At 65.4% G+C, this 15,391-nt stretch carries 13 protein-coding genes; all 13 read left to right on the top strand.

Features of this window, described 5'->3' with window-relative positions; all coding sequences use genetic code 11:
• Nucleotides 1–84: 84 nt before the first annotated feature.
• The 13 genes from ACLP2E_RS18585 (at nt 85) to ACLP2E_RS18525 (ending at nt 15,356) form a co-directional block, all read left to right on the top strand.
• Complete coding sequence (locus ACLP2E_RS18585; RefSeq protein ID WP_442464656.1) at nt 85–1,242, top strand: FtsW/RodA/SpoVE family cell cycle protein; 1,158 nt, start codon at nt 85–87, stop codon at nt 1,240–1,242.
• The gene (gene murG, locus ACLP2E_RS18580; protein WP_442464657.1) at nt 1,239–2,336 is read left to right on the top strand and encodes an undecaprenyldiphospho-muramoylpentapeptide beta-N-acetylglucosaminyltransferase; all 1,098 of its coding nucleotides are present in this window, start codon (nt 1,239–1,241) and stop codon (nt 2,334–2,336) included. The genes ACLP2E_RS18585 and murG overlap by 4 nt, the downstream gene beginning before the upstream one ends.
• A gap of 18 nt (nt 2,337–2,354) precedes the next feature.
• Nucleotides 2,355–3,764, top strand: coding sequence for a UDP-N-acetylmuramate--L-alanine ligase (gene murC, locus ACLP2E_RS18575; protein ID WP_442466777.1), 1,410 nt, complete (start codon nt 2,355–2,357; stop codon nt 3,762–3,764).
• Entirely contained in the window at nt 3,761–4,465 is a 705-nt protein-coding gene (locus ACLP2E_RS18570; RefSeq protein ID WP_442460999.1) for a glutamine amidotransferase, read from the top strand. The genes murC and ACLP2E_RS18570 overlap by 4 nt, the downstream gene beginning before the upstream one ends.
• Nucleotides 4,462–5,391 carry a UDP-N-acetylmuramate dehydrogenase gene (murB, locus tag ACLP2E_RS18565; RefSeq protein WP_442460998.1) on the top strand — a complete coding sequence of 310 codons (930 nt, stop codon included), beginning with the start codon at nt 4,462–4,464 and terminating at the stop codon, nt 5,389–5,391. The genes ACLP2E_RS18570 and murB overlap by 4 nt, the downstream gene beginning before the upstream one ends.
• A gap of 121 nt (nt 5,392–5,512) precedes the next feature.
• A complete protein-coding gene (locus ACLP2E_RS18560) occupies nt 5,513–6,436 on the top strand; it encodes a D-alanine--D-alanine ligase (protein ID WP_442460997.1) in 924 nt (307 codons plus the stop codon).
• Nucleotides 6,403–7,419 carry a cell division protein FtsQ/DivIB gene (locus ACLP2E_RS18555; RefSeq protein ID WP_442466776.1) on the top strand — a complete coding sequence of 339 codons (1,017 nt, stop codon included), beginning with the start codon at nt 6,403–6,405 and terminating at the stop codon, nt 7,417–7,419. Before ACLP2E_RS18560 ends, ACLP2E_RS18555 begins: the two co-directional genes overlap by 34 nt.
• Nucleotides 7,416–8,732, top strand: coding sequence for a cell division protein FtsA (gene ftsA / locus ACLP2E_RS18550; protein ID WP_442466775.1), 1,317 nt, complete (start codon nt 7,416–7,418; stop codon nt 8,730–8,732). The genes ACLP2E_RS18555 and ftsA overlap by 4 nt, the downstream gene beginning before the upstream one ends.
• An 83-nt stretch (nt 8,733–8,815) precedes the next feature.
• Complete coding sequence (ftsZ, locus tag ACLP2E_RS18545; protein ID WP_442460994.1) at nt 8,816–10,591, top strand: cell division protein FtsZ; 1,776 nt, start codon at nt 8,816–8,818, stop codon at nt 10,589–10,591.
• A 460-nt stretch (nt 10,592–11,051) separates the two neighbouring features.
• Nucleotides 11,052–12,002, top strand: a complete 951-nt coding sequence (lpxC, locus tag ACLP2E_RS18540; RefSeq protein WP_442466774.1) for a UDP-3-O-acyl-N-acetylglucosamine deacetylase — start codon at nt 11,052–11,054, stop codon at nt 12,000–12,002.
• A 273-nt stretch (nt 12,003–12,275) separates the two neighbouring features.
• A complete protein-coding gene (locus tag ACLP2E_RS18535) occupies nt 12,276–13,157 on the top strand; it encodes an outer membrane protein assembly factor BamD (protein WP_442460992.1) in 882 nt (293 codons plus the stop codon).
• Nucleotides 13,158–13,182: 25 nt separating this feature from the next.
• Nucleotides 13,183–14,853, top strand: coding sequence for a DNA repair protein RecN (gene recN / locus ACLP2E_RS18530; protein ID WP_442466773.1), 1,671 nt, complete (start codon nt 13,183–13,185; stop codon nt 14,851–14,853).
• Nucleotides 14,854–15,098: 245 nt separating this feature from the next.
• Complete coding sequence (locus tag ACLP2E_RS18525; RefSeq protein ID WP_442466772.1) at nt 15,099–15,356, top strand: hypothetical protein; 258 nt, start codon at nt 15,099–15,101, stop codon at nt 15,354–15,356.
• Nucleotides 15,357–15,391 lie beyond the last annotated feature (35 nt).

Below are 15,391 nucleotides of genomic sequence, written 5' to 3'. Positions count from 1 at the left end.
GAATGGGCCAGGAGCGAACGCGACGCCGAGCAAGTGCGAGGGACTCGCCGACAAAGTCGGCGAAACGAAAAAAGGAGCAATTCCATGGTTTCGCGCGCGGAGCGCTCGGCGATCGCCGGCTGGTGGTGGACGGTCGATCACTGGCTTCTGGCCGCCATCGCGGCGCTGGTCGTGCTGGGTCTGGTGCTGGTCATGGCGGGCAGCCCGCCGGTGGCCGATCGCCTGCACCTGCCGCCGTTCCAGTTCGTCAACAAGCAGGTGGAATTTCTGATCCCCTCGCTGATCCTGATGATCGGCATTTCCTTCGCCACGCCGCGCGAGGTGCGGCGTCTGGCGCTGCTCGGCTATATCGCCTCCATGGCGCTGATTTTCGCGGCGCTGTTTTTCGGCCACGAGGTCAAGGGCGCGCGGCGCTGGATTTTCGGCGTGCAGCCGTCGGAATTCGTCAAGCCGGCCTTTGTCGTGCTGGCCGCCTGGGCGATTTCCGAAGGCGCGCGGCGGCGCGACGTGCCGGGGAACTGGCTGGCGCTGCTCCTGCTGCCGGCGACGGTGGTTCCGCTGATCCTGCAACCCGATTTCGGCCAGACCATGCTGGTGGCGCTGGTGTGGGGCGCGATGTTCATCATGGCGGGGCTGCACTGGTTCTGGATCGCCGGTCTTGGCGGCTTCGCCGCTTCGGCGGTGGTCGTGGCCTATAAATTCGTGCCGCATGTGCGGGCGCGCATCCTGCATTTCATCGATCCCGGCCAGAGCGGCGGCGTCGCCGACACGTTCCAGGTCGACACCGCGCTCGACAGTTTCATTTCCGGCGGCTGGTTCGGCCGGGGGCCGGGCGAGGGAACGCTGAAACGCATTCTGCCGGACGCCCATACCGATTTCATTTTCGCGGTGACGGGCGAGGAATTCGGGCTTTTGTTCTGCATGGCCATCGTCGCGTTGTTCGCCTTCATCGTGCTGCGGGGCCTGCTCAAGGCCGCCGTCAACGAGGACCCGTTCTGCCGCTTCGCCACGGCCGGTCTGGTGCTGCTGTTCGGCATCCAGGCGTCGATCAACATGGCGGTCAATCTGCATCTGATGCCGGCCAAGGGCATGACCCTGCCGTTCATCTCCTATGGCGGCTCGTCGCTGATTTCGCTGGGGATCGGCATGGGCTTCCTCATCGCCGTGACGCGGAAGCGGCCGCGTTCGGAGATCCTGTTCGATCGCGGCGCCAAGACGCCTGCAGGGGCGTCGGCGCAATGAAGCAAGACAACCTGATTCTCGTTGCGGCCGGGGGCACCGGCGGCCATCTATTCCCCGCCGAGGCGCTCGCCTATGCGCTCGCCAAGCGCGGGGCCCGTGTGCGCCTCGCTACCGACGAGCGGGCGCTGCAATATGGCGCGGCCTTTCCCGCCGAAGCGATTCATGAAATCGCCTCGGCGACGCCGATGGGCGGCTCAATGGTCGCCAAGGCGCGCGCGGCGCTGAAACTTGGCCAGGGCGTGCGCCAGGCCTATGCGCTGCTGGGCGAAATCAAGCCCCGCGCGGTGGTTTCCTTCGGCGGCTATCCCACCGTGCCGCCGGCCCTCGCCGCGGCGCTGCGCGGCATTCCGCTGATTCTGCACGAGCAGAACGCGGTGATGGGACGCGCCAACAAGTTCCTCAGCCAGCGCGCGAAAATCATCGCCTCGGGCTTTCCGATCATCGAGAACCTCCCGGAGTCGCTGCGTGATCGCGTGGTTCACGTCGGCAATCCGCTGCGCCCGGCGGTGCTGGCGGCGGCGGCTCTGCCTTACCCGGATTTCGCCGATGGCAAGCTGCGTCTCCTGGTCACCGGCGGCTCGCAAGGGGCGCGCATCATGTCGGATGTCGTGCCGGAGGCGATTGGCCTGCTGAGCAAGGAGCAGCGCGGACGACTGTTCATCGTGCAGCAGGCGCGCGGCGAGGATCTTTTACGCGTGCAGAACGCCTATTCGCTGCTGAATGTCGCGGCGGATGTGGCGCCGTTCTTCGCCGACTTGCCGCTGCGCATGGCTGGGGCGCATCTGGTGATCGGGCGCTCCGGCGCCTCGACGGTGTCGGAACTGGCGGCGATCGGCCGTCCGTCGATCCTGGTTCCTTTTCCCCATGCGCTCGACGCCGATCAGGCGGCCAACGCCGCGCAGCTCGCCAAAACCGGCGCGGCGGAGGTCATCCGCCAGATCGCCTTCACCCCGCAATGGCTGGCGGAAAGCCTCGTCAAGGCGCTCGACGACCCAAAGGACTTGACGCGGCGCGCGCAAGCGGCCAAGAGCGCGGGCATTCCCGACGCCGCCGAAAGGCTGGCCGATCTGGCGATCGCTACCGCCGGTCAGTGATTCTTCAGGAGAATGCGCATGAAACTGCCGTCGCATCTGGGCCCCATTCATTTCGTCGGGATCGGCGGCATCGGCATGTCGGGCATAGCCGAAGTCCTGCTCAATCTCGGCTATGACGTGCAGGGCTCGGACGCTTCGGACAACGCCAACGTCAAGCGGCTGCGCGAAAAAGGCGCTAGGGTCTTCGTCGGCCATGACGCGCAAAACCTCGGCGAAGCGGCGGTGGTGGTGGTCTCGACCGCGATCAAGCGCGACAACCCCGAACTGGCCGCCGCGCGCGAAAAACGCCTGCCGGTGGTGCGCCGCGCGGAAATGCTGGCCGAACTGATGCGGCTGAGACAATGCGTGGCGGTCGCCGGCACCCATGGCAAGACCACGACCACCTCGCTGGTGGCGACCCTGCTCGACGCCGGCAAGATGGACCCCACCGTCATCAACGGCGGCATCATCAACGCCTATGGCACGAACGCCCGCGTGGGCTTGGGCGAATGGATGGTCGTCGAGGCGGATGAGAGCGACGGCACCTTCCTCAAGCTGCCGGTCGACGTCGCCGTGGTCACCAATATCGACCCGGAGCATCTCGATCATTTCAAGACCTTCGACGCCATCAAGGAAGCCTTTCGCGCCTTCATCGAAAACCTGCCCTTCTACGGCTTCGCGGTGATGTGCCTCGACCACGTCACGGTGCAGGAACTGGTCGGCAAGATCGAGGATCGCCGCGTCGTCACCTACGGCGAGAACCCGCAGGCCGACGTGCTCCTGTCCAATATCGATCTCACCGGGGGCGTGTCGCGCTTCAACGTGACCATCCGCGACCGCCTGCATGGGCGCGAAGTCGAGCTGCACGATCTGGTCATGCCGATGCCCGGCCATCACAATGCGCTCAACGCCACGGCGGCGATCGCGGTGGCCTATGAACTCGGCGTCAGCGTCGAGAACATCCGCAACGGCCTGGCCGCGTTCGGCGGCGTCAAGCGCCGCTTCACCCGCACCGGAGAATGGAACGGCGCGACCATTTTCGACGATTACGGCCATCACCCGGTCGAAATCGCCGCCGTTTTGCGCGCGGCGCGGGCGTCCACCACCAACCAGGTCATCGCCGTGGTCCAGCCGCACCGCTACACCCGCCTGCAATCGCTGTTCGACCAGTTCGCCACCTGTTTCAACGACGCCGATTGCGTCATCGTCGCCGATGTCTACGCCGCCGGAGAGGCGCCTATCGAAAACGTCAACAAGGACGCGCTGGTTTCGGCGATCAAGGCCCACGGCCACCGCCAGGTCTTCGCCCTGTCCCATCCCGACGATTTGCCCGGCCTGATCCGCGATCTGGCCAGGCCCGGCGATTATGTGGTGCTGCTCGGCGCCGGCAATATCACCCAGTGGGCCTATGCCTTGCCCGGCCAGTTGGCGGCCAGGGACGCGGCATGAGCGAGCGGTCCTGCCTCGTCCTGCGACACGTCGCCTTCGAGGGGCTGGGGGTGCTGGCCGAACTGCTGCCTGAATATGGGTTCGGGACGCGGATCTGCGAAATCGGCGTGGAGCCTTTCCCGGCGGCCGAAATCTCTGAATGCGATCTTTTGATCGTGCTGGGGGGGCCGATCGGCGTTTACGACACCGAGGCCTATCCATTCGTGTTCGGAGAAATGGTGGCGATTTCCGCTCGATTGGGATCGAAAAAGCCGACATTGGGCATTTGCCTCGGCGCGCAATTCATGGCGGCGGCGCTCGGCGCCGGCGTTGCGCCCGGGTCGGCCAAGGAAATCGGCTATGCGCCGCTGATCTTGACCGACGAGGGCCGAGCCTCGCCGCTGGCCTGCCTGGAGGGCGTCAATGTCCTGCATTGGCACGGCGACAATTTCGACCTGCCGCCGGAGGGGCGAAATCTAGCCTTCACCGCTCATTGCCCGCATCAGGCTTTCGCGCTGGACTCCTACGCGCTGGCGCTGCAATTCCATGTCGAGGTCGAACCGGAGGAGCTGGAGTCCTGGTTGATCGGCAACGCGGTAGAACTTGCCAAGGCCGGTGTCGACCCTCGCGAAATCCGGGCGCAGGCGGTGGAATTCGGCCCCGCGACGGCCGAGGCGGGCAAGCTTCTGTTCCGCGCCTGGCTCGACGGAGCCTTCGCATGAACGAGAGTTTTGGCGATCTTGCCAGCCTGCTGGCGGCGAAAATGCCGGAGTTGCGCGGACGTCTCGCCGCAAACCAGCCGCTCGCCCCCTTCACCTGGTTTCGCGTCGGCGGACCGGCGCAAGTGCTGTTCAGCCCGGCCGACGAGGCCGACCTGGCCTATTTCCTGAAAAATCTCGCTTCCGAAATTCCGGTCACCACCATCGGGCTCGGCTCCAACCTGATCGTGCGCGACGGCGGCGTTCTTGGCGTGGTGATCCGGTTGGGGGGCAAGGCTTTCGGCGAGATCACGGTCGAGCCGGGGCATCGTTTGCGCGCCGGCGCCTGCGCGCCCGACATGCGCGTCGCCCGCGCCGCCGCCGAGGCCGGCATCGACGGGCTGGCGTTTTTGCGAGGCATTCCGGGCTCCATCGGCGGCGCCTTGCGGATGAACGCCGGCGCCCATGGCGGCGAAACCAGGGACGTCCTGATTTCCGCGAGGGGCGTCGACCGGGCTGGCCAGATAAGGACCTTTACCGTCGATGAACTGGGCATGAGCTATCGCCACAGCGAGGCGCCTTCGGGCGTCATTTTCACCAGCGCCTTGTTTCAGGGGCGCCCCGGCGAGCCGGCGGATATTTTGGCGGAAATGGACCGGATCACCGAGGCGCGCGAAAAGTCGCAGCCGATCCGCGAAAAAACCGGCGGTTCGACCTTCAAGAATCCGCCGGGCGAAAAAGCCTGGCAACTGGTGGACAGGGCCGGCTGCCGGGGGCTGGCGGTCGGCGACGCGCAGGTGTCGCCGATGCATTGCAATTTCCTGATCAATCGCGGCGCGGCCACCGCCGCTGACATCGAGAATCTCGGCGACGAGGTCAGGGCGAGGGTTCTGGCGGCGACGGGCGTGGAGCTGCACTGGGAAATCAAGCGGATCGGCGTCAAAGCCTAATCATCATTACGCGCCGTCATTGCAAGGAGCGTAGCGACGCGGCAATCCAGAGGCCGCAAGCTGGGTCTGGATTGCTTCGCTCCGCTCGCAATGACGGCGCCCCACAGGATCGGGGATTAAAATGACCAAACATGTCGCGGTTCTGATGGGCGGACTTTCCAGCGAGCGCAGCGTTTCCTTGCGTTCCGGCGAGGCCTGCGCCAAGGCGCTGGAAGGCGAGGGGTTCACCGTCACCCGCGTCGATGTCGGACGCGACGTGGCGGAAGTTCTCGCCCGCCTGAAGCCCGATGTCGCTCTCAACGCCCTGCACGGACCGGGCGGCGAGGACGGAATCATCCAGGGCGTGCTGGAAATCCTGAAAATCCCCTACACCCATTCCGGCGTGCTGGCCTCGGCGGTCGCCGCCCATAAGGACAAGGCGAAAATCCTGTTTGCCGCGGCCGGCGTGCCGGTGGCGGAGGGCAAGGTGGTCACGCGATTCGTGGCGGCCGAGGCCCACGTGCTGCCGCCGCCTTACGTGCTGAAGCCGGTGTCGGAGGGCTCGTCCTATGGCGTGTTCATCGTCAAGCAGGGAACATCGCATCCGCCGCAGGAGCTGTTGCGCGAGGACTGGTCGCACGGCGATCTCATGCTGGCGGAAAAATATATCGCCGGACGCGAACTGACCTGCGCCGTGCTCGGCGACCGTCCCCTTGGCGTCACCGAGATCAAATCCGTTTCCAGCGAGTGGTACGATTTCGATTCAAAATATGCGCCCGGAGGGTCAATTCACGAACTTCCGGCAAAAGTTAAAGGAAATATTTACCAAAAGGTCCAAGAGTTGGCTCTCAAGGCGCACAGGGCGCTCGGTTGTCGCGGAATTAGCAGAACGGACTTCCGTTACGACGATCGCCCCGAAGGCACGGGCGAACTCGTCGTACTGGAAGTCAATACTCAACCGGGAATGACGGAAACCTCCCTGGCGCCGGAAATGGCCGCTTTTGCCGGCATTACGTTCGGTGAGCTTGTTAGATGGATGGTGGAAGACGCCTCCTGCGATCGGTAAACGGGCTGGATTCAGCCCTCGCGGCGCCGCGCGCTGTTTTTGCCGGCGCGTCGGCCCATAGGGCCTTCTCGGCGGCGCATTCCTTCGTCGCGGCGCCGGCGAAGCGCCATTCGAAGGTTGAAAAACTCCCTCCGCGCCAGCGCCTCCGCCAGAACGACGGCTTCTGGCGCCGGCTCGTCGAATTCCTCAATCTTCCGGGCGTCGGAATCGTCCTGACGGTCGGGCTGTTTGCCGGCGTCGGCCTCTATGGCGCGCAACTGAACGGCCAATATGCCGGGTTCGTGCACGATCACGGCCGCCCCCGCGATATCGCCGCCCGGGCGCTCGGTTTCGGCGTCGACGCCGTGACCATAGCCGGGCAGATCGAACTCGGCGAAGCGCAGATCCTGCAGGTCGCTGGCGTAAATCCGCTGCAGTCGCTGCTGTTCCTTGACGTCGACGACATGCGCCAGAAGCTGCTGGCGCTGCCGCTGGTGAAAAACGTCAGTGTGCGCAAACTCTTCCCCGACCGGCTGGTGATCGAAGTCGTCGAGCGCCAGCCCTACGCCCTGTGGCAGAAAGACGGGACCGTTTCGATCATCGCCGCCGACGGCGCGCCGATCGACGTTTTCCACGACGAAAAATTCGCCCGGCTGCCTTTCGTCGTCGGCGAAGGCGCCAATCTCCGCATCGATGAATTCCTGGGCCTGCTCGCGGCGTCCGGCGATCTGCGCGAAAAGATTCGCGCCGGCATTTTGGTGTCGAACCGCCGCTGGACGCTGAAAATGACCTCGGGCGTCGAAGTAATGTTGCCGGAGGCCGATCCCAAGGCGGCGATCGCGCTGCTGGCGCGGCTGGAGCAGGAAAAGAACATCCTCGAAAAGGACGTGGTTTCGCTGGACCTGCGGGTGCCCGGGAAAGTCTACGCCCGCCTGACCGAGGAGGCCGCCGACGCTCGCGAGGCGCGCGAAGCCAAGGCCCATGGCAAGGGGGCGCGGACATGAACGCATCCATGACGCTGCCCCGGATGAAAAAGATTTCGGCGCGCAAAAGCGCCATTCTCTGCGTGCTCGACGTCGGCGCGTCGAAAGTGGTCTGCCTGGTCGCCAAGATGATCCCGGCCGAACCCTCCGACATGCTGCGCGGGCGCACCCATCGCACCCGAATCCTGGGTATCGGACACCAGCGCTCGCGCGGCATAAAAGGCGGCGTGGTCATCGACATGGAGGAGACCGAAGCCGCGGTGCGCCTCGCCGTGGACGCCGCCGAACGCATGGCGGGCGTCCAGGTCGAAAGCGTCATCGTCGCCAATGTCGGCGGGCGTCTCGGCTCGGCATATTACAACGCCAGCGTGCCGATCGTCGGCTCAGGCGTCAGCGACGGCGACCTGCATCGGGTGCTGGAGGCGACCAGCCTGCGCACGGCGCAAAGGGGCCGCTCGGTCCTGCACAGCCTGCCGACCGGCTTTTCCCTCGACGGGGCCGCCGGCATCCGCGATCCCAAGGGCATGATGGGCGAGCGCCTCGGCGCCGACCTCCATGTCGTCAGCGCCGATTCCGTCGCCCTGGGCAATCTGCTGCTCGCCATCGAGCGCTGCCACCTGACGGTCGAGGCGGTGGTCGCCACGCCTTATGCGACGGGCCTGGCGGTGCTGGTCGACGACGAGGCGATTCTCGGCGCGACCGTGCTCGACATCGGCGGCGGCTCGGTCGGGATGGGAGTATTCCGCGACGGCAAGCTGGTTCACGCCGACGCCGTGGCGGTCGGCGGCAAGCACGTCACCATGGACATCGCCCGTGGCCTGAACACCAGGCTCAGCGACGCCGAGAGGCTGAAGACGCTCTATGGCAGCGCCATTTCCTCGCCCTCCGACGACCGCGAATCGCTGTCGGTGACGCAGGTCGGCGAGGAGGGCGACAGCGCGATCCATATTCCCAAATCGCAGCTGGCGCGAATCATCCGGCCAAGGGTCGAGGAAATTCTCGAACTGGCGCGCGACCGGCTGAAGGCGGCGGGTTTCCCGGCTTCATCCGGCAGCCGCATCGTGGTCGCCGGCGGATCGAGCCAGCTCACCGGCCTGCCGGAAGCGGCGCGAAGGATCCTTGGCGGACAGATTCGCGTCGGGCGTCCGCTGGGCGTGCAGGGAATGCCGGAATCGGCGAAAAGCCCCGGCTTTGCGGCGGCGGTCGGGCTTTTGATCTATCCGCAGTTTTCCGGCGTCGAACATTTCGAGCCAAGTCGGGCGGGGCAGGGGATGGTTCGCCATCCGCAGGGCTATTTCGGCCGGGTCGGCCGATGGCTGAAGGAAAGTTTTTAAATCTTCAACACGGCTCGCGGTTGTCGGGAGCCGATTCATTTTAACAGGCACGGGCTGGGTTCCGGTTAACTAAGAGGCCAAACATGTCAATCAATCTGAAGGCGCCTGAACTGCGCGAACTCAAGCCCCGCATCATGGTTTGCGGCGTCGGCGGCGCCGGCGGCAACGCCGTCAACAACATGATCGCCTCCGGTCTCGCCGGCGTCGATTTCATCGTCGCCAATACCGACGCCCAGGCGCTGACCAGTTCCAAGGCCGAGCGCATCATCCAGATGGGCCTCCAGGTCACCGAGGGCCTCGGCGCCGGTTCGCAGCCGGAAGTCGGCCGCGCCTCCGCCGAAGAGGCGATCGAGGAAATCCGCGATCATCTCGCCGGCGCCCATATGGTTTTCGTCACCGCCGGCATGGGCGGCGGCACCGGCACCGGAGCCGCGCCGGTCATCGCCCGCACCGCGCGCGACATGGGCATCCTGACCGTCGGCGTCGTCACCAAGCCGTTCCAGTTCGAGGGCGCGCGCCGCATGCGCCTCGCCGACGGCGGCATCGAGGAATTGCACAAGGCGGTCGATACGCTGATTGTCATCCCCAACCAGAACCTGTTCCGCGTCGCCAATGAAAAGACCACTTTCGCCGACGCCTTTTCGATGGCCGACCAGGTGCTCTATTCCGGCGTCGCCTGCATCACCGACCTGATGGTGCGCGAAGGCCTGATCAATCTCGACTTCGCCGACGTGCGCGCGATCATGCGCGACATGGGCAAGGCGATGATGGGCACCGGCGAAGCCACCGGAGACCGCCGCGCCGTTCTCGCCGCCGAGGCGGCGATCGCCAATCCGCTGCTCGACGAGGTGTCGATGAAGGGCGCCAAGGGCCTGCTGATCTCGATCACCGGCGGCAACGACCTGACCCTCTATGAAGTGGACGAAGCCGCCAGCCGCATCCGCCAGGAAGTGGACGAGGACGCCAACATCATCCTCGGCGCGACCTTCGATTCGAGCCTCGACGGCATCATCCGCGTCTCGGTGGTCGCCACTGGAATCGACAAGCCGGCCGGCATCGCCGACATGAACGACCAGCGCCTCGCCGAACATGGCGAGCGCCTCCGCGCCCAGGCCGCGGCCCGCCAGGCCGAGGCCGCGATGGCCCAGCGCCCGGCGGCGCCCGCCGCGGCGCCGGCTCCCGCCGCTGCGGCGCCAGCGCCTGAACAATATTACGCCATCCCGGCGCCACAGCCGGCGCCGCCCCAGCCGGCCACGGCCAAGGCCGCGCCGCAGGTCGCCTATGCCGCGCCCGCCCCGGCCCCGGCGCCCTATGCCCCGCCGCAGCAGCAGAGCTACGCCCCGCATCATGGCGAAGTGCAGATCAAGCGCGCGGCCCCGCCGCAGCACGCCTACCAGGAGGCCCCCGCCGCTCCGGTCCGCCGCGTCGAGGCCCCGATGCAGGCGGAATTCGTTCCGCCAGCCCCCGAACAGCCTTTCCGCCAGGTGCAAATGCCCAAGGCCGAGGATTTTCCGGTGCCCGGCCAGAACCTGATTCGCCAGCGGCATGGGGCGGAAGCGCAGCCGGCCGCTGAAAACCGCCGCCGCACGCTTCTCGAGCGGCTCGCCACTTTCGGCATGAGCCGCGCCGAAGAGCACAATGCGCCGGCGCCGCAACTGGCGCCTCCGCAGCAGAATTATGGCCAGCCAGGCTTTCAGCCGCGCCAGGCCAGCCCCTCTCCGGTCCATGCCGAATACGCCAAGCGCCCGCCGGCGCAGCAGCGCCCGGCTGCGCCGATCGAGCAGCACGCCCGCCCGCATATGCGCGCCGAGGACGATCAGCTGGAAATCCCGGCCTTCCTGCGCCGCCAGTCGAACTGAGCTGGCGATCCCGTCGGGACGCAAGTCACAGCGTAAAACGCAAACAACGAAAACCCGCCGTGAAAGGCGGGTTTTTGGTTAAAAAAGGATCAAGGGCGGCCGATGCTCGCGAACGCCCGCAATTAGACTGATTTCATTGAGGTTTTAGTTGCAAATGACGCGCGTAAATGGGGACTGGATTGCAATTAAGGCAAGTCGGACAAAAACAAGGTAAATTTGTAACAGCTACGTAAGAAAGAGTGATTTGGCTCGTTGGGCGGCGCAAGGTAGTTCTTGGCTGTGGTGGATCAAGCGAATCGGCGCATCTCATGCTGGCGCCGTTCGCGGGCGAGGCTCCCAGGGGCCTTGTGTTTTGCGGTTCGCCATAACGTCGCTGGGCCAAAGCCGTAACATAACGGCGGAACAATGGCGTTTTTGTAACGACCCCGCGACCAATCCGGGGCGAGCCGACGGAATGCTGATGAAGCCGAGCTTTCAGACCACTCTCCGCGACCGCGTCGTTCTTTCCGGGGGCATCGGCGTTCATTCCGGCAAGCCCGTCCGTCTCGTGCTCAACCCCGCCGAAGCCTCCACCGGCCTGGTTTTCCTGCGTAGCGGCCTGCCTAACGGCGCCAGCCGGCGCATCGAGGCCAATTGGTCGAAAGTGACCATGACCGAGCTTTGCACCGTGATCGGCGACGGCGCACAGCATATGGTCGGCACCATCGAACATCTGGTCGCCGCGCTGCGCGGCCTCGGCGTCGATAATTGCCTGGTCGAAGTCGATGGTCCGGAAGTGCCGATCATGGACGGTTCGGCCGCTGCTTTCGTCGAGGCGATCGATCGCGTCGGCCTGCGCCAACTGGCCGCGCCCCGCCGTTTCGTGAAAATCCTGAAAGCCGTGCGCATCGAACAGGGCCGCGGCTTCGCCGAGCTCCGGCCTGCTGACAGCGGCTTCCGGCTCGATGTCGAGATCGATTTCAAGAGCGACGTGATCGGGCGCCAGCGCAAGATCCTCGATCTGGAGCCAAGCGCCTTCCGCCGCGAACTGGCCCGCGCCCGCACTTTCGGTTTCCTCGCCGATGTCCAGCATCTGCTCAAGGCCGGTTTTGCCCTGGGCGCCTCGCTGGAAAATTCGGTAGGCATCGACGACGGCCGCGTTCTCAATCCCGAAGGACTGCGTTACACCGACGAATTCGTCCGCCACAAGATGCTGGACGCGGTCGGAGATCTCGCCCTGTCAGGTTCGCCGCTGATTGGCGAATACCAGTCCTATTGCGGCGGTCACAAGATGAATGTCGCGGTGCTCGAGGCGCTGTTCTCCGACCGCTCCGCCTATCGCATCGTCGAAGCGGCTCCTGTGGCGCGCGAAGGCGCCCGCGCCGAATTCGGCATGGCGGTTTCCCCGGCCTTCCTGCCCGAGCGCAGCTGAGCGCTAACGCGGATCCTTCGGTTCAAGCGAAATGAATACCGATTCGAGCGGATCGGTAAGTGGCTCCAGCCCGGCGAGAACGGGTCGCGGACGCCCAAGTCTTAAAAATGCCGCAAAAAATCGGTTCTGCTAGGCTGTGACCGGCAACGGCGAATTCCGACGCGGCAAAGAAAGCCGCGCGCGCCGGGTTCCGCTGCAGGGCGGTTTAGGCTAAGACCATTTTGCGCGAAAGTCGCCGTCTGGCGTCGCGCCTCTCCATGACGAGCGGGTTGAATGAAAAGAACGAAGGCAATTGGCTTGAATGTTTTGCGCGCAGCCGCTCTGGCCGCTGTGGGCTCGACCTGTTTCGTCTCCGCGGCGCAGTGCTTTTCGTGGGAAGACCTCAATCCTTTCGCTGGCTCGAAATACGAGATGAAGGTCGACCCCGATGTCCCGGTGGACCGGCTCTATAACGAAGGGCTGATGAAGCTCGACAAGAAGGACTACGAGGGGGCGGCGAAACGCTTTGCCGAAGTGCAGAAGCAATATCCCTTCTCGCAGTGGGCGCGCAAATCGCTGATGATGGAAGTCTACGCCTATTACGAGAACGGCTCCTATACCGAGACCGTTTCGGCTTCCGACCGCTACACCACGCTATATGGAAACTCTCCCGACGCCCCTTACGCCACCTATCTCGCCGGCGTGGCGCTGTTCGGCGAACTTCCCGACGAGCATCGCGACCAGGACCGCGTCGCCAAGGCGATCAAATATTTCCAGATCATTGTGGATAAATATCCCAAGTCCCCCTACGTCGCCGACGCGCGCTTCAAGATCCAGGTCGCCCGCGACCAGCTCGCCGGACACGAGATGAACGTCGGCCGCTATTATCTCAAGCGCCAGAATTACACTGCGGCGATCAACCGGTTCCGCGAGGTCCTGTTCAAGTATCAGAACACGCGCGAGGCCGAAGAGGCGCTGGAGCGTCTGACCGAGGCCTATCTGGCCATGGGCATTGTCGACGAGGCGGAGACAGCCGCCGCCGTGCTGGGGCATAATTATCCCGATTCGGAATGGTACAAGGAAGCTTTCGAACGCTTGAAGACCGACGGCTATGCGCCGCAGGACCATCAGGACTCGTGGATTTCCAAGGCCTTCAAAAAAGTCGGTGTGACCTGATTCTTCCATTTGCTGACGGAATTTCATGCTGGTCCAGCTCGCGATTCGCGACATCGTACTGATTGACCGGCTAGAGCTCGATTTCGGCGCCGGCCTGACGGTGTTGACGGGCGAGACCGGCGCCGGCAAGTCGATCCTGCTCGACGCCTTTTCGCTGGCGCTCGGCGGCCGCGGCGACGGGGGGCTGGTGCGCTCCGGCCAGAGCCAGGGCCAGGTGACCGCCGTTTTCGACCCGCCACCCGAGCACCCGGCGCGAAAATTGGCTTTGGGCCAGGATCTCGCCGTCGAGGGCGATCTGATCCTGCGCCGCGTGCAAATGGCCGACGGCCGCAGCCGCGCCTTCGTCAACGACCAGCCGGTCAGCATTCAGGCGCTGAAAGCCATCGGCGGCGAACTGGTCGAAATCCACGGCCAGCACGACGATCGCGCCCTGGTCGATCCGGCCTTCCATCGCTCCCTTGTCGACGCCTATGGCGGCCTCGAGCCGCTGGCTGAGAAGACGCGCGCCGCCCATGGCGGCATGCGGCGGGCGGAAAAAGCCCTGCAAGAGGAGCGTCTGGCGGTGGAGGCGGCCCGCAAGGAGGCCGATTTCCTGCGTCACGCCCATGAAGAGCTGTCCAAGCTGAACCCGCAATCGGGCGAGGAGGAAAAGCTCGCGACCGAGCGCGCCGCCATGATGCAGGCGGAAAAGGTGATGGGCGATCTGCGCGACGCGCATGAGAGCGTGGCCGGCGACGGCTCGCCGCTCTCCACCCTCTCGGCGGCGATGCGCCGGCTGGAGCGGCGGGCGTCGCAGGCGCCGGCGCTGATCGAGCCCTCGCTCAAGGCGCTCGACGCGGCCCTGACGGCTCTCGATCAGGCGCAGCAGACGCTCGATCAGGCTTTGCGCGACGCGCAGTTCGACCCGCGCGCGCTGGAGCGGACGGAGGAGCGGCTGTTTTCGCTGCGCGCGGCGGCGCGCAAATACGCCACGCCAGTGGAGAGCCTCTCCAATTTGGCGGACAAATTCGCCGCCGATCTCGCCGCGCTCGACGCCAGCGAGGCGCGGCTGGTCGCGCTTGCCAGCGCCCGGGAACAGGCGGGCGCCTATTGTCGCAGCTGCGCCGCCGAGTTGAGCGCCGCGCGGATCGCGAGCGCGAAAACCCTGGACGCCGCGGTCACGGCCGAGTTGCCGCCGCTGAAGCTGGGACAGGCGAAATTCACGGCCCAGATCGTCACCGACGAGGCGCAGGCCGGACCGGATGGGGCCGACCGCGTCGAATTCTGGGTGCAGACCAATCCCGGCGCGCGGCCGGGGCCGCTGATGAAAGTCGCCTCCGGCGGCGAATTGTCGCGTTTCATGCTGGCGCTGAAAGTGGTTCTGGCCGATCGCGGTTCGGCGCCGACGCTGGTGTTCGACGAAATCGATTCTGGCGCCGGCGGCGCGGCGGCTGACGCTATCGGCCAGAGGCTGGCGCGCCTCGCCGCGCGGGTTCAGGTGCTCTCGGTCACCCATGCGCCGCAGGTGGCGGCGAGGGCCGGGCGGCACTTACGCATTTCCAAGGACCTGGCCGACAAGGGCGCGCGCACGGCGACGCGCGTCGCGGCGCTGGAGGACGAGCACCGGCGCGAGGAAATCGCCCGCATGCTGGCCGGGGCGACCATCACCGACGAGGCGCGGGCGGCGGCGGCGAGCCTGATGAAAAGCGACGGCTGAGCTGGGTCATCGATCGACCGAGATCCCGCGCAAATATAAAAGCCGCCTCGAAACGACCGCCATGTATGAAAGAACGGCGCGCATGTCTCTTTCCGGTCCGGACCGACTGCATCGCCAAAGGTGATTTAATATTACGTTAGCTATACCTTGGCAGATTCACCGCTAACCCGTTGCAAAGACTTTTGAAAGCCGCCACCGTGGTGGGTGGAAGTCGTCCGAAATCCCTGATTCCTTAGGAGCAACAAATGAAAGCCATAGCCGTCGCGGCTCTGGCGTCGGTGACGCTCGCGCTCACGACGCCCGCCTTCGCGGAATACAGAGGAACCGCCGAAGCCCAGCAGGCCTGCACGCCAGACGCGTTCCGCCTCTGCGGGCGGTTTATCCCGGACTCAGGCCTGATCACCGCTTGCCTCGCTCGGCAGAAGGCCCGCTTGAGCCCCGAATGCCATAAAGTGTTCGCAGGCGGATCGCACGGCGACGGTCAGAGTTTCGCCGACCGATGACGTTGTCGCCTTCTCCCCGCGAGCGGCGCGAGCGG

Origin of the sequence: Rhodoblastus sp., from assembly GCF_052145335.1 — a bacterium.
Classification (GTDB): domain Bacteria; phylum Pseudomonadota; class Alphaproteobacteria; order Rhizobiales; family Beijerinckiaceae; genus Rhodoblastus.
The sequence above is the reverse complement of the archived record's forward strand: the minus strand, read 5'-3'. Positions and strand labels throughout refer to the sequence as shown.

Coding starts and splice junctions, on each gene's coding strand:
- ACLP2E_RS18585 (WP_442464656.1), top strand. CDS start 85: ATGGTTTCGCGCGCGGAGCGCTCGGCGATCGCCGGCTGGTGGTGGACG.
- murG (WP_442464657.1), top strand. CDS start 1,239: ATGAAGCAAGACAACCTGATTCTCGTTGCGGCCGGGGGCACCGGCGGC.
- murC (WP_442466777.1), top strand. CDS start 2,355: ATGAAACTGCCGTCGCATCTGGGCCCCATTCATTTCGTCGGGATCGGC.
- ACLP2E_RS18570 (WP_442460999.1), top strand. CDS start 3,761: ATGAGCGAGCGGTCCTGCCTCGTCCTGCGACACGTCGCCTTCGAGGGG.
- murB (WP_442460998.1), top strand. CDS start 4,462: ATGAACGAGAGTTTTGGCGATCTTGCCAGCCTGCTGGCGGCGAAAATG.
- ACLP2E_RS18560 (WP_442460997.1), top strand. CDS start 5,513: ATGACCAAACATGTCGCGGTTCTGATGGGCGGACTTTCCAGCGAGCGC.
- ACLP2E_RS18555 (WP_442466776.1), top strand. CDS start 6,403: ATGGATGGTGGAAGACGCCTCCTGCGATCGGTAAACGGGCTGGATTCA.
- ftsA (WP_442466775.1), top strand. CDS start 7,416: ATGAACGCATCCATGACGCTGCCCCGGATGAAAAAGATTTCGGCGCGC.
- ftsZ (WP_442460994.1), top strand. CDS start 8,816: ATGTCAATCAATCTGAAGGCGCCTGAACTGCGCGAACTCAAGCCCCGC.
- lpxC (WP_442466774.1), top strand. CDS start 11,052: ATGAAGCCGAGCTTTCAGACCACTCTCCGCGACCGCGTCGTTCTTTCC.
- ACLP2E_RS18535 (WP_442460992.1), top strand. CDS start 12,276: ATGAAAAGAACGAAGGCAATTGGCTTGAATGTTTTGCGCGCAGCCGCT.
- recN (WP_442466773.1), top strand. CDS start 13,183: ATGCTGGTCCAGCTCGCGATTCGCGACATCGTACTGATTGACCGGCTA.
- ACLP2E_RS18525 (WP_442466772.1), top strand. CDS start 15,099: ATGAAAGCCATAGCCGTCGCGGCTCTGGCGTCGGTGACGCTCGCGCTC.